This window comes from Methanobrevibacter thaueri, from assembly GCF_003111625.1.
Classification (GTDB): domain Archaea; phylum Methanobacteriota; class Methanobacteria; order Methanobacteriales; family Methanobacteriaceae; genus Methanocatella; species Methanocatella thaueri.
The window spans coordinates 23,460-39,354 of the sequence record NZ_MZGS01000032.1 but is presented as its reverse complement, the minus strand read 5'-3'; the positions used below and the strand labels follow the sequence as shown (position 1 = coordinate 39,354).

Below are 15,895 nucleotides of genomic sequence, written 5' to 3'. Positions count from 1 at the left end.
AAAAAACTTTAATAACAATTTCAATTATAAAATATAATATTATTGTAATAAAACACATAAGGGTGGAAACTTGGAAAAACCACAATTGATTAATTTCGTAGCAAAAGTAATGGAGGACTCAGGTTTTAAGGTTTACAAGAATTTTAAAACCTCACAAAAGGTCATTGACATATATGCTATTCTACCCACAACAATTGGGGATTTTGGAGTAGTTGTAGCATGTAAAAATTATGATAAAGAATTTCAGATAGGTGTCGATGTCTTAAGGGAAATGGAAGACATCCAGACAAGCCTTAAAGCTTCTAAGGTGCTTATCGTCTCATCATCTTATTTTTCCGAACAGGCTAAAAACTATGCTTTAAGGAAAAACATTAAATTGGTTGACCGGGACGGTCTGCTTGAGCTTGCCCGCAAGTATCAGGACAGAACCAACCAGACAACATTGGACAATACCCCTTATGATGGCGGTGCGTCACAATACATTGAAGACGAATACCCTGAATACACTTATGACGCCTCTGATATGGAGTATATAATGCAGAGAAGGGATGCAAATCCTCATGTATATAAGAACACCTTATACAGGCAGGTTGATGAGGATCACACACCATTCGCTTCAGGATTGCTCGATAGGATTCGCGCTCCTTCAAGAGACCATTACTCCCAAACCAGCCTATATAATTATGATTCCAGAAATAGCGGTTTTGGTTCCAATTCATTGTTCTTTACCCTTATTAAAAACCCTATCGTAATGATTTTGGTTGTAGTGGTTGTTTCATATCTAATTTCATTCATTGCCGGCAGATTGTTGGGAATGGACTCAGGTATAACAGGATTAATTGAAATGCTTGTTGCTTTACTCTTATCCTACGGTTTATCATTATATGCCGATAGGAATTCCGATTTCATTGTAAAAGGAACATTCATATTCTTCATTTCATTAATCATATTGATTTTATTAATCTTTGTATAGGTTAATTGTGGTTTCAAGCAAATGAGATTAACTTCTCATTTCACTCTATTTTTTTTTAAAGGATATTGTAATGTAAAATAGTCCTATCAGGTATAAAAACCAGACCATGATGTCTGTAGGGCCGGTTTCAATCCAGATAATTGTATGGGTCAAGATGATGGAATAGATTCCGATTCCGAATCCTTTTTTTAGTTTGTTTAGAATGCCGAGGAACACTCCCATAAACAGCATTTGAATTGTTAAGCCGATATGGCCGAAATCTAGCATGACGGGTCCGAACAGTGTTGATGTCAGGCAGACGTCATAGTGAAGCACATAATTTCCTATGAATGTTCTTGGGCTTCCTGATGAGAAAATCATCGACAGTATCTTGCCGTTTGTTGTTCCTGCCAACGGAATTATCTTTTCAAGGACTTCCAGGGTGAATGCCGCACGGTAGAATATCAGTTCCAATGGGTTGAGTGTCCAGTGCTGTGTTGCGATTGACTGTGATGCAATGTATCCTACGGCCATCAATCCGGCTACGATTAGCGCAATAAAGGCAATTCCCATTTTCCTTGAAACCTTGTCCAGGTAATAGAGAGTTATGAATGAGCTTCCCAAGATTCCCAAAACTGATGTTCTGTAACCGTTAAGGCCGAAAATCAGCCCTCCCGCAAGGACAAGAATAAGGTATTTCCTGCTGTAGTGCTTTGCCAGAAGCAGATTGACCATGATTAGGAATAGGGGGTATGCGACTCTCCAGATGTTTGTTGTTGCATTTGCCTTTAGAGTGCTGTCAAAAAGAGGGATGCCTCCTAAAAGGACCAGATTCAATGTTTGCAATATTAGGGCGATAATTGTCAGGGACAATAGCAGTTTCTCGCCTAAAAAATCAAAATCAGATGAATTTTTAGGATTCACTTTCTTTGCTGAAATTAAATAGCCAACAATGAACACGATGCATGCAAGGGCAACTGTCAGTATCACTTCCAGCTTTAGGGGATCTTCAAACCTGTAGTTGAATGAGCCAATGTAGCCCATTGCGAGAAATGCGAGTATTCCGACGACCAATATCATCGGATTGAAAAAGTCTACTTCATCCTTCATTAATCTCAAAGTTCCCTAGCTGAAATAGTCAGATTTCCTCCAAAGTTAGGCATTGCAGCAACGTGAGTGTGAACATAGCTTGCAAGAGTGTTTTTCTCCATAAAACCGTCCTGAAGCTCGTATGATCCTTTTCCTCTGGTCACTTTAAATGCCAATGGATTTTTCAGTTCATCAACAATGACCTTTGAGTAGTGGAATTCATGCCCGTGGAACACCTCTCCCTTTTTGGAGATGATGTTGTCCTCCTGCACTTCAGCTATTGTGTATTTGAGTGCCTGCACACGGTCTGTCAAAACGGCCTTGTACGGATAAATGTCAACCACCTTGTCATCATGAATGGAATTCATAAGGTACATCAGGCCTCCGCATTCTGCAAAAATAGGTCTTTCTTCATTGTGGAACTGTTTGATGTCCTTAAGCATTTGAGTGTTTGCGGATAACTCTTTCGAGAATAATTCGGGATATCCTCCACCGATATACAGTCCGTCTACATCAGGGAGATTTTCATCACTTAGGGGTGAGAAATATTCGATTTTAGCGTTATTGGCCTCTAAAGCCTCAATGTTCTCTTTATAGTAGAAGTTAAACACCTCATCATATGCAACACCGATTTTGACAGGTTCCTTGTTTAACTTGTTCCAAATAGGAATGGTTTCAGATGTTATTTTAGGCGCAGATTTTGCTATTTCAACCAGTCTGTCCAAATCAATCGATTCTTTAATGGTTTTTGACCAGATGTCAATGAACTTGATTGAGGTTTCCCTTTCACGTGCAGGAACAAGGCCCAGATGCCTCTGTTCAATTGAAATGTTGTCGTCACGCACAATTCCGCCGATTACTTCGGTTTTTGTTATCTCTTCAATTGACCTTTTGGTCTTTTCATAATGTGCCTTGTTTTTTACCTTGTTTAGGATTACTCCTGCAATATTGATTTCAGGATCCAGAGCCTTAAATCCAAGAACTAGTGCTGCAGCGCTTTTCACAAGGCTTCTTGAGTTGATGATTAGAATTACCGGTGCGTCTAAAGCTTTTGCAATGCTTGAAGTGCTTCCTATATCATTGATTGAATCTATTCCTTCATATAATCCTCTGACCCCTTCAATGACTGCGATGTCCTTGCCTTCCATTCCTTTTAAAAAAGAGTCTCTAATCTGGCCAGGCTTCATGAAAAATGAATCCAGGTTTCTTGAAGTGTTCCCTGTAGCCAGTGTGTGGTAGGAAGGGTCGATATAATCGGGACCCGCCTTAAAAGGTTGCACATTGTACTTTTCACTTAAGGCTTTCATTATTCCGGTTGCAATTGTGGTTTTTCCAACTGCACTTCCGGTGCCTGCTAGAATTATTCTCATAATAATATATTATATAGTTTTAAATATATTTTTAATGTTTGGTCTTAATTGAATTTTTACGGTTTGTTTATTTTAGGAGAGATATTTCCCGCTTGAAAACAAATTATAAACAGTTAGTTATTTTTACTAATATTTTTTTAAAATTGTTTAATTTTTTATAATTTTTTTAATTATTTTTTAAATTTATTACTTTTTTTTAGATAAGGCAATATTGTTTTTTAAAAAAATTAAAAATTATATAGATTACTTTATATATTATACACATCATATATATAACACGATTAATCTAAAATTTTTAGTTTAGATTAAATCGAAAAATGAGGTTGCGTATAAAAATGAAGAAATCGAAAATTTCAATATTGTTGCTAGTAATGGTAATGATATTAGCAATTTCTGCTGTTTCTGCAGCAGATATTAATGATACTTCAGACTCAGCCATACAGGCTGTAGATGAAGCTCCTATTGAAGAGGTGGCTTCAGAAGACGTTGACGCACTCGCGGTAACGGACAACACAGACGTATTGGCTGATGTCGGTGATAAGAATTTCACCCAACTTCAAGCAGAAATCGATCAATCAACTACCGGAATGGTAAACCTCCAATCTAACTATATTAGAGCAGAAGGGGAATCCGATATTGTAATCAACAAGAACTTCAATATCTTCGGTAACGATGCATACACAATCGATGCAAAGAATTTAGGTGGAATTTTCAAGATTAATTCAGGATGCTCTGTACTTTTAAATAATGTCATCCTGACTAATGGTAATGGAATAAACGGTGGAGCTATTTACAATGAGGGTACTGTTAATATTATGAGTTCAACATTAACAGCTAATAACGCTTCCCTCGGTGGTGCTATTTATAACACTGGCATCGCCACAATATCTGGTTCTACCTTAACTGAAAACACTGCTGATAAAGGTGGAGCGGTATACTCTACCGGAACATTAGTGGTTGACGGAACTAACTTTAATGAAAACGTCGCTACCTATCGCGGTGGTGCCGTTTATAATGAAGGAAACTTTGAAGCGACAGGCTCCACTTTTGACGGAAACGACATCACTTTCCGTTCTGCAAACGATGATAACGGTGGAGCAGCAATCTACAACAATGGCGGAACAACTAATTTAGATAATGTCAAGGTCATCAACAACATTAAGGACATAGTCTATCGTGCAGGAAATGCTGGAGACTTTATCAATGCGGCAATTGTTTCCACAAGCCGTCTCTACATCATAAACTCCTACATCGCAAACAACAGCGGATCTTGGGGTGGAGGAGTATATGTAACAGGTAACGAAACATTCACAGTAACCAATACAGTATTTGAAGGCAATGTAGCCACTTTCGGTGCTGCAATCTATGATGAAGGCACATCTATTATTGTGGAAAACTGTAATTTCACTGATAATCGCTGTGAAGGTGTAGGAAGTCCGGGAACAGCTAATACTCAAGCTGCAGCCATATTGGTCATGGGTTCTACTTCTAGTGCAATCATTAGTAACTCCAGATTCAATAGAAACATTGCTAAAGTTGGTGGAGCCGTAAGTATAAGTAGGGCTGGGGATGTATTAATCGATGACTGTGAATTCGTTGAAAACACAGGTTACAGCGAAGGTGGAGCAATCTACAACTATGCAGCTGATGGCGCTACTGTAACCGTAAAAGATTCTACATTTGTTGACAATGATGCTCCATTTGGTAGTGCCATTTCCAATGACGCTGATTTGGAATTATCTGGAAATACAATTACTGGCGCTAGTCCCGCACCAATAGCTAACTATTATGGTACTATCGAATCAGAACTATTTGTTAACATTTTACAAGGTCAAACTGTCGTTACTATCCTACCAACCAATGAGATAACTGCTTATATTACTGATGACAATGGAAATGCAATTATTGATAAAAATCTTGTTTTATTAGTTGGTGGCGACGAAGTTGCTATCGTTTATGATAAAACTACTGGAACTCACACAGCTACCTACACTTTCACAAACCCAGGTAGTTATGAAGTAACTGCAAAAGATTATGATGCGGCTCACACTACCGCTGCCACTATAATATTTGAAAGTCCATTAAGCTCATTACAAGCTTTAATTGATGCTAATACTAATGGAACTCTTAATTTAACTTACGGATTCAGTTACCTTGAAAATCATGATTCCGCAATTAAGGACACTGGTGTTGTAATAAGCAAAGACATCACTCTTAACGGTAATGGAGTAATTATTGATGGTGCTAATGTATCCAGATTATTCACTGTTGCTGATGGTGTAACTCTTACATTAAATAATATGATTATTACTAATGGTGCTGCTGAAAAAGGTGCTGGTGTTTATGTTAACAGTGGTGCTAAGTTAATGGCTGATAGTGTTAACTTTATCAATAACACTGCTGTAAAACGTGGTGGAGCAATTTACTCTGAAGGTAATGTACTGGTTGGGGATTGTCTATTTGACAGCAACGACATCACTTTCCGTACAGCAAACGATGATAACGGTGGAGCAGCAATATACAACTTAAACGGTGTTTTAACTGTTTACCGCTCCAATATTACCAATAACCTTAAAAACATCACTATCCGTAGTGGTAATAATGGTGATTTATTAGTTGGTGTCGTTGTAACTACCGGTGATACTTTTATTATAGATTCTTACTTTGCAAACAACACTGGATCATGGGGTGGAGCAATAAGTTCCCTAGGATACATGAACACTAATCCTTACACTTTAAATGTAATTGATACTACATTTGAAGGAAACAACGCTACATTCGGTGGTGCAATCTTTGTAGAATCCTCAAACTTAAAAGTCGATAACTGTACCTTTGAAAACAACAAAGGTGTAGGTGTTGGAAGTACTGGCACTTCTAATACTCATGGTGGAGCTATTGTAGTATTCCCTACTGGCGCTTCAGCAAACATCAGCGATTCTACTTTCATTGGCAACTCTGCTAATGCGGGTGGTGCTGTAAGTTTTGCTGGCGTTGACGGTGATACCACTGTAGATAATTGTACATTCATCAATAACGCTGCTAATGACGGTGGAGCAGTATATCTCTGGACTCAAGGAGATGCCACCGTAACTGTAGAAAACTCCGAATTTGAAGGAAACACTGCTGGTTGGGGTAGTGCTATTTCAACTGAAGGTACTTTAAAATTATCTAATAACACTATTGCCGGTGATGCTACTGCAATAGGTAACTGGGACGGTTCAATTACTTCTGAATTAATTGTTACAGTTTTAGATGCCGAAACTCATACTTTTATCGAAGATGTAAATTTATATGCTGTTGTCACTGATGACAATGGTAATTTAATTGAAGATAATACTTTAAAATTCTACATTGATGAATTGGCTACATCTTATGGTGCTGTTTACAATTCAACATCCGGCAGATATGAAAGGTCAGTTGCCATTACAACTCCTGGAACCTACACTGTCACTGTCACATCCGATTCAAATAACTTAACCATTACAACAGGCACAATTGTTGTAATCAAGAAAGGTTCATTCACAGACTTGCAATATCAACTTGACAATCTTGAAGGAAACACATTTGAATTACCATACGACTTCACTTACAACGAAACAGTCGATTCCGCTTTAGTAAATGGTATTGTACTTGACCAAGGAATTTCCATCGACGGTAAAGGTTACACAATCAGCGGTAACAATCAAGCCAGAGTCTTCAATGTTACTTCAAACATGATAATGTTATCAAACATGACAATTCGTGACGGTAAAGCCGATAAAGGTGCGGGACTATACATCAATAAAGGTGAAATGTTCATGGCCGAAAATGTCAACTTCATCAATAACACCGCTACCTACCGTGGTGGAGCCATTTACACTGAAGGTTTAGTGGGCATTGATGGTTGCGTAATTGACAGCAATGACATTACTTACCGTGCCTCAAATGATGATAACGGTGGAGCCGCTATCTACAACAATGGCGGAATTGTATATATCAATAATACTGCTGTCACAAATAACTTGAAAGACATTGTTATCCGTGATGGAAATGATGGTCACTTAATCAATGCTGTGATTTTTAATTTTGGCGGAGCTGTAATAATCAACAACTCTTACGTTGCAAACAACACAGGTTCTTGGGGAGCTGGAATATATCAGAACAATGGGTCTGTATTAGAAGCTTATAATACAGTATTTGAAGGAAATAATGCTACCTTCGGTTCAGCAATTTACAATGAAGGCGGAATGCTCACTGTTGATAATTGTACCTTCAATGATAATGCCGCTGTAGGAATAGGTAGCTCAGGCACAGCTGAAACTCAAGGAGCAGCAATATTGGTTATGTCCGAGGGTTCATCCGCAACAATTACCAATTCCAAATTCAATAGAAACACAGCTAAACTTGGTGGTGCTGTAAGTCTTGCCGGCGTTGGTGAAGATTCCATTATTGACAATTGTACTTTCACTGACAACGTTGCAGATATTAGTGGTGGTGCTGTATACCTCTGGTCTGATACTGCTGATTTAGAAATTGCTGATTCAACATTTACTGGTAACTCTGCTGTAGATGGTGGTGCTGTATACTACTCTAGTCACTCTGATTTAACTGTTACCGGTTCAAACTTCACTAATAACACTGCTAATTATGGTGGTGCTATTGAAAACGAAGGTTACGGTGACTTGGCAGTTGACAATTCTAAGTTTGTTGAAAATGAGGCTGCTGTATCTGGTGGTGCAATTATTTCCAGTGGTAACGCTAGTGTTACAAATTCAGTATTCAATGATAATGAAGCTGCTGTTGCTAACACAAATGCTATTTATCTTTGGAATTATAATACATTAGCATTGTCTAATAATGTTATTACTGGCAGTACTGATGCACAAATTTTAGCCAAAGGCGGCACTACTATAATTACTCCATTAAAAGTTAGAATTTTAGATAATGGCACTTATAATATCCATATGAGTCCTTACACTCTCAATGCTACTGTAACCGATATGGATGGAAATCTAATTGTTGATAATGCATTTAGATTTGTTGTAGGCGACACAATTGTAGAAGGCATTGAAATTAATGCTACTACTGGTGTTTACAGTGCTGTATTTACTCCTAGTGAAACAGGTACTTTTGTTGTATCTGCAAATCTTGAAGATGCTAGTGAAATCGAAACCGCTACCCTTAACATTTTCAGAACCTTAACTGATTTAGCTAACTTAGTGGAAGCTGCTAATTCTGGCGACACCATCGTATTGGATGGAGATTACACATACAACCCAGAATTCGATTCAGCTATTGTTGACGGTATTGTAATCAATAAAGTGTTAACCATTGACGGTAACGGATCAACTATTAGTGGTAACGGCCAAGCTAGAATATTTAATGTAACTTCCGATAAATTTACTTTAAATAATGCAACACTTCGCGATGCAAAAGCCGAAAAAGGTGCCGCAGTTTATGTAGGTGCTACAGGCAATCTCTTTGCAGGCACTGTCAACTTCATTAACAACACTGCTACCTACCGTGGTGGAGCAATCTACTCAGAAGGTTTAGTAGATGTTAATAATTGTGTATTTGACAGCAACGACATCACTTTCCGTACAGCAAACGCTGACAACGGCGGAGCAGCAATCTACAACTTAAAAGGCACTCTAGTCATTAATAACACTAACATTACCAACAACCTTAAAGACATCGTCATTCGTGACGGAAACAACGGTGACTTATTAGATGGTGTTGTAGTGACTTCCGGTGAAACTTACATTAAAGATTCTTACTTTGCAAACAACACTGGATCTTATGGTGGAGCAATAAGCTCACTCGGATACATGAACACAGAACCATATAGTTTAACTGTTGTGAATACTAAATTTGAAGGAAACAACGCTACATTCGGTGGTGCAATCTTCGTAGAATCCTCAAAATTAAATGTTGAAAACTGTACCTTTGAAAACAACAAAGGTGTAGGTGTAGGAAGCTCAGGAACCTCCAATACTCAAGGAGGAGCAATTGTTGTTCATCCTTCCGGATCTTCTGCTACAATCACTGATTCTACTTTCATTGCTAACTCTGCTAACCTTGGTGGAGCTGTAAGCCTTCCTGGCGTTGATGCTGCTTCCATAATTGACAACTGTACTTTCATCAACAACACCGCATCTTCTGATGGTGGTGCTGTATACTTCTGGACTAATGCTGCTACTGTAACAGTTAGCGATTCAGACTTTATCGGCAACACTGCTCCTTATGGTGGTGCTGTTGAAAACGAAGGCTATGGTGATTTAGTAGTTGACGGTTGTACCTTTGTTGAAAACACCGCATCTTTAAAAGGTGGGGCAATTATTTCCAGTGGAAGCGCTAGTGTTACAAATTCAGTATTTAATGATAATGAAGCTCAAGCAGATACCAATGCAATATATCTTTGGTATCCAAACACTACATTAGCATTATTAAACAACACAATCACTGGTGATGCAGTACAAATATATGTTAAAGCTGGAATTGATGTTCTTGCTGCATTAAATGCTACATTCCTATGCAATCAAACTGTTCCTGCAGAATTAGGAGATACTTTCACTCTCAATGCTACATTGACTGATGAAAAAGGCAATTCCATTTATGATGCCGATTTCAGATTCTCAGTCAACGGAGAAACCATTGACGAAATTACCTTTGATGAAACTACCGGATTGTACACTGTAGACTACACTATTAAAACAGCTGGTCCAAAAGTTATTTCAACCAATTATAATTTGGCTGGCTTAGTAAAATACATCGGTATCTTAGATATTCCAAAAGCAAACGTAACAGAATTCACTGTTGAAGTCAGATTCGATTCAATCCCAGTGGGCGAAAACGTTACCATATACGTAACTTTATTAGGCGTCAATGGTGAAGGATTGAATGAAACATTCAATGTCATTGTAAACAACACAGAATACCCTGTAACCGTTGCTAACGGAACCGGTTCATTCAACGTATCCGGATTGGCTTCTGGCCACTATTCCGCTTTAGGAATCTTCCCAGGCAATGACAATTATAATGGTGCTTACGCTACCGAGATATTCACTGTACTCTATCCTGACCCAATCTTGAATGTGACCTCTGAGGACATCACCTACGGTGAAGATGCTGTCATCAACATTACTTTAACTGAAGCTGACGGCACTCCATTGGATGGTAGGGTAGGCATTACTGTCGGCGGTATATTCTCCTTAGACGTTACCATTGCAGGTTTCGCCTCAATAACTGTTCCTAATTTACCTGCCAATGAAACTGGTTGGGCTATTGGGGTATTCTATCATGGCGATGAAGATCATTTGAACGTATGGAATGACACTGAAACAGTTAAGGTGGCCAAAGCAACTCCTACCGTTGATATTACTGGTCCATCTGACATTAATATAGGTGAAAATGCTGATTTCAAAGCCACTATTGATGCTAAAGCTGATGTATATGCTTTAAACATTTGGGTTGATGGAGTGGAATATATTGTAATGGGTCCTGGAGAATGGGATTCAAATGTTGCGGAATTCATGATAACTTCCGATTGGTTACCTGAAGCACGTGACTACAATATTACAGTTCAATTCATTGGAAACGAAAACTACACAGCATCCGAAAACGTTTCACAAATACTCACAGTAAATAAAATAGATGTAGGAAACGTTATCCAAATTTCAGGAAGCACTGTTACCTATGGTGAAAACGCTACTGTAACTGTTGAACTTCCAATGGATGCAGAAGGTAATGTGACCGTAATTATTCCAGATGTAGGAACATTCAACGCTACTGTTGAAGGCGGATTGGCTGTTGTAGAAATCCCAGGATTAGGCGCTGGCCTTTATGAGTTGTTCGCTGTAGAATACTCTGGTGATAACAGATATGCTTCTCACACTGGCATGGCCACTGTTGAAGTAAAACAAGCCAAATCATCCGTTGAAATTAAACCTATTGCTGAAGTTACCTATGGAAATAATGTAACTATTAGATACACAGTTTTAAACGCAACTACTATAAAAATTAATGTTGCTTATGGAGGATTAGTACCAGTTTGTTATGTTACTTTTGACGCTAATGTCAGTAAATACGATGGTTCCCTTGTATTGTCTAACTTAGCCGCTGGCGAATATTTTGTTGTAGTCGAAAATGATGGTAATGATAACTACACTTTCAGTGCTGCTCCTGCAGAATTCACTGTCAATAAGGCAGAACCTACAATGCAAACCGAAATCCGCCCAAATATTAAGGCCGGTGATGCAAATGTTGTAGTTCAAGTGGTTTTACCTGAAAATGCTACCGGTAAAGTAATGCTTTTAATCGATGGCGAACCGACTAACCAAATGGGTTACGATTTAATCAATGGTACCGTAAACATTACCGTGCCTGCTGATTTTGTCAATGCTGGTAAACGCTCCTACTATGTAATCTACGATGGTGATGATAATTATACTTCAGCTTATGATCTCAAATCATTTGAAGTAAGCAAAGCTGATCCTATGGTTATTATTGCGGTTATTCCAGATATAAATAATAAAGAACCTGATGCTGTTTCAATTTTCGTCGGCAATATCACTGGAGGCCTAACAGTTGCTAGAGCAACCGGTCAAATCTTGATTGAAGGTTACGGCCTTGCACGCTTAGAAGATCTTGAAAATGGTATCTATAATTTAGAGTTAATTGACATTGTCCCTGGAGATTATGAAATCAAGGTAACCTACTTAGGTGATGATAACTTCAACAATGCAACCAACAGTACTAAATTCACCGTACCTAAACGTGCAGCAACTGTTGAACTCACTAATGTCACTGCAAACATTCTAGGTGGACAGAACGCTACATTCACAGTTAATATGAACCCTGATTCCGCAAACGGTAATGTAACCATCTATATTAATGGTACTGAATATGCAACTGTCGTGCTTGATGACGAATACGCTAATGCAACAGTAAGCATCCCTGGTTTAGGTAAAGGCACACACACAATTGGTGTAAAATACAATGGTAACGACCATTATAACGCATCTGAAGTTGTAAACACAACCGTAACTGTTGAAAAAGCCGGTTCAAAAGTCACTATTGACCCTATTGACAACGTAACTTTCGGACACACAGTTGAAATTTCATACACAGTTGAAAATGAAACTACTGTAACATATTCTGTAGTGAATGAAAGCGGTGTTGAACAAACATATCAAATCAAAGACGGCAAACTTGTCTTATCAGGATTAAGTGTCGGCAACTACACCGTCACTATTACAAATGCTGAAAATAACATGTTTACCGGAGATTCAGCAACTGCCAAATTTACAGTATCTGAAAACCCAACATTTGATTTCAATGTCAACTTCCCAGAAAACAGTACTGATACCGTATTCTCAATCAGCGTACCTGAAGATGCTGGCGGATATTTATTAGTAGATATTGATGGCCAACATTATTACGCTCCAGTTGAAAACGGTACTGCAAGCATCAGTATTCCTGGATTGGCTCCTGGAAACTACACCGCAACCGTTTCATACACTGGCGATGGCAAATATGACAATGCAACAATAACCAAAGAAGTTACTGTACCTTCAAATCTACCTGAAGATGCATTGACTATTCCTGAAAACGGCGATACCGAAACACCTACTACCTATTCAATTAGCTTACCGGCAGATGCTACCGGTTTCCTTATAGTAGATGTTGACGGAACCAAATATGTTGCAGCTTTAGAAAACGGATCAGCTAGTGTTACCGTACCTGCTTTGTCTGAAGGCCAACACAATGTAACTGTTACTTACACTGGTGACGACAAATACTCCAGTGCTTCCAAATCAACTACTTTAAATGTCAAAAAACCTGTTTACAAGATTACAAACAACAAGAATGTTAAAGCTGTTTACTCAGCCAAAGCATACTACAAAGTTCTTGTAACCAAAGACGGTAAGGCAGTTGGTGCTGGTGAAAAAGTTACTATCAAATACAACGGCAAAACATACACCGTTAAAACAGATAGTAAAGGATACGCAACCTTGAAACTCAACACCAAAGTAAAAGTCAAAAAATACACTATCACAGCAGAGTACAAAGGTGTAAAAGTAACCAACAAGGTTACCATCAAACACGTCATCAAAGCTAAGAACAAAAAGGTCAAAAAATCCAAAAAAGTTACAAAAGTAAAAATTACCTTGAAAAAAGTCAACGGCAAAGTTCTCAAAGCCAAAAAACTTAAAGTCAAATTCAAAGGTAAAAAATACACTGTAAAAACCAACAAAAAAGGAGTTGCAACCTGGAAAGTCAAAAAATCCATGCTCAAAAAACTCAAAGTTGGTAAAAAATACAAATACAAAGTAACTTACGGAAAAGACGTTGTAACCAAAAAATTAACCATTAAAAAATAAGGATTAATTTCCTTATTTTCTTTTTATTTTTCAATTACTGTATATTCCATTAATGAAAATATATGATCTTATTCTAACAATCAACTAAACACAATGAAGAATAAATTAAATTGATATTTTCTTTACTACTTTTTATTTGATGATAGCTAAATGCTATATTTTGATAGGAAAATCTCCATCGGATTTTCGATACTTTTCGTTCTCGCTATTTTTATATAATATTAAAATCAAAAATTAAATCACTAATATTAGGTGATTAAATGAGAATACTTCTTATTCATTCTGATTATTTAAACTACAATGTAAAAAAAGAAACACCTGTAGCCGAAGAAATTGAAGAGGCTAAAAAACAAGGCTCCTTTGATGATTCTTTAGTAGTATTTACAGCTGTTGAAAAAGACGACGAAAATAATCCAGAAGGCATTGTTGAAAATTTAGTTAAAGAAGTTTTAAAAACTAATGATCAAGTTCAAGCTGAAAATATAGTATTGTATCCATATGCTCACTTATCTTCATCATTAAGCTCTCCAAAAGTCGCTGTTCAAATCTTGAAAGATGCAGAGCAGGCACTTTTAGCTAAAGACTTAAATGTTAAAAGAGTACCTTTTGGATGGTATAAGGCATTTGAAATTTCATGTAAAGGACACCCGTTAAGCGAACTTTCAAGAACAATCACTGCCGATGCGGAAGAGGAAAAGGTCGAAAGAAAACCTTCCAAGTGGCAAATCCTTGAAGGGGACAAGATTACTCAAATTGATGACTTTAACTTTGAAAACCATGCTTTCAAGCAATTGGTAGACTATGAGCTTGGACGCGGAGCATCCGATGAAGGCGAACCTCCTCATGTGAAAATCATGAGGGAAAAGGAAATCTGTGACTACGAGCCTGCATCCGATGTGGGAAACCTCAGATGGTACCCTAAAGGTAAGCTAATCAGAGACCTTCTGGCGGATTACGTTTATGATTTGACTGTAGACCGTGGAGCAATGCCTGTTGAAACCCCAATCTTCTACGATTTGGACAACCAGGCTATCTACGAACATGCCTACAAGTTTGGTGAAAGGCAATACAGGACAGACACCAAAAAGAACCTGATGCTCAGATTTGCAGCTTGTTTCGGTGCATTCAGATTAATGTCCGACTCATACCTAACATGGAAAAACTTCCCTGCAAAAATCTTTGAATTGACCAGATACAGTTTCCGTTATGAGAAAAAAGGAGAAGTTGTCGGCCTTAAAAGATTAAGGGCATTCACAATGCCTGATTGTCACTCCTTCTGTACTGACGTGCAGGCATCACTTGAAGAATTTTCACAACAGACCGACATGTGTATGCAAACCGGTGTCGACTTGAATCTCGATTTCGAAGTGATTTTCAGAGCAACCCAGGACTTCTTTGATGAGAATGAAGAGTGGATGTATGATATAGCAAGAAAATTCCAAAAACCGATTCTTTTGGAAATCCTGCCTGAAAGACACCACTACTGGGTATGTAAAATCGATCTCGCAAACATTGACGCATTAGGCCGTCCGATTGAAAACCCAACCGTACAAATTGATGTTGAAAGCGGTAAAAGATTTGACATCACTTACTTAGGGGAAGACGGCAATCAACATAACCCTACAATATTGCACACCTCACCGACAGGCAGTATTGAGAGAGTTTTATGTGCAATGCTTGAAAAGACCGCAATTGAAATCAATGAAAGGGCACCAATGCTTCCGACCTGGTTAAGCCCGATTCAAGCAAGAATCTTGACTGTCGGCGAATCCCACAAGGAATTTGCAGAAGAGTTATACTCAAAAATCAACTCATCAAACATCCGTGTTGACATTGACGACAGGGATGAAAGTGTAGGTAAGAAAATAAGAAACGCATCCCAGGAATGGATACCGTACATTTTTGTCGTTGGAGACAAGGAAGTCGAATCAGGTAAATTCCAAGTTACTGTACGTGAAACCGGTGAAAAGGTTGACATGACAGCAGATGAATTAATCGATGAAATTAATGCTAAATGTGAAGGAAAACCATTCAGAAGATTACCTTTACCAAAAGATATCTCAAGAAGGATTAACTTCCAATAGTTTATTAAAAATAAAAATTATAGTATAATATGGAGGAAA

5 protein-coding genes are annotated in these 15,895 nt (G+C 38.0%); 3 read left to right on the top strand and 2 right to left on the bottom strand.

Translation table 11 applies throughout. From position 1 onward, the window contains the following. The first annotated feature begins 70 nt into the window (after window positions 1–70). Window positions 71–973 carry a restriction endonuclease gene (locus tag MBBTH_RS10600; RefSeq protein WP_116593007.1) on the top strand — a complete coding sequence of 301 codons (903 nt, stop codon included), beginning with the start codon at window positions 71–73 and terminating at the stop codon, window positions 971–973. A gap of 45 nt (window positions 974–1,018) precedes the next feature. On the opposite strand, the gene MBBTH_RS10595 is transcribed toward MBBTH_RS10600, so the two are convergent. Both MBBTH_RS10595 and cfbB read right to left on the bottom strand, forming a co-directional pair. After that, window positions 1,019–2,062, bottom strand: coding sequence for an oligosaccharide repeat unit polymerase family protein (locus MBBTH_RS10595; RefSeq protein ID WP_116593006.1), 1,044 nt, complete (start codon window positions 2,060–2,062; stop codon window positions 1,019–1,021). Window positions 2,063–2,067: 5 nt separating this feature from the next. Beyond that, the gene (gene cfbB, locus MBBTH_RS10590) at window positions 2,068–3,411 is read right to left on the bottom strand and encodes a Ni-sirohydrochlorin a,c-diamide synthase (RefSeq protein ID WP_116593005.1); all 1,344 of its coding nucleotides are present in this window, start codon (window positions 3,409–3,411) and stop codon (window positions 2,068–2,070) included. A 371-nt stretch (window positions 3,412–3,782) separates the two neighbouring features. Here cfbB and MBBTH_RS10585 point away from each other — a divergent pair, with 371 nt between their 5' ends. After that, window positions 3,783–13,772, top strand: coding sequence for an Ig-like domain repeat protein (locus MBBTH_RS10585; protein ID WP_165814076.1), 9,990 nt, complete (start codon window positions 3,783–3,785; stop codon window positions 13,770–13,772). Window positions 13,773–14,032: 260 nt separating this feature from the next. Next, window positions 14,033–15,856, top strand: coding sequence for a threonine--tRNA ligase (locus MBBTH_RS10580; protein ID WP_116593003.1), 1,824 nt, complete (start codon window positions 14,033–14,035; stop codon window positions 15,854–15,856). Window positions 15,857–15,895: the final 39 nt, after the last annotated feature.

Coding starts and splice junctions, on each gene's coding strand:
- MBBTH_RS10595 (WP_116593006.1), bottom strand. CDS start 2,062: ATGAAGGATGAAGTAGACTTTTTCAATCCGATGATATTGGTCGTCGGA.
- cfbB (WP_116593005.1), bottom strand. CDS start 3,411: ATGAGAATAATTCTAGCAGGCACCGGAAGTGCAGTTGGAAAAACCACA.
- MBBTH_RS10585 (WP_165814076.1), top strand. CDS start 3,783: ATGGTAATGATATTAGCAATTTCTGCTGTTTCTGCAGCAGATATTAAT.
- MBBTH_RS10580 (WP_116593003.1), top strand. CDS start 14,033: ATGAGAATACTTCTTATTCATTCTGATTATTTAAACTACAATGTAAAA.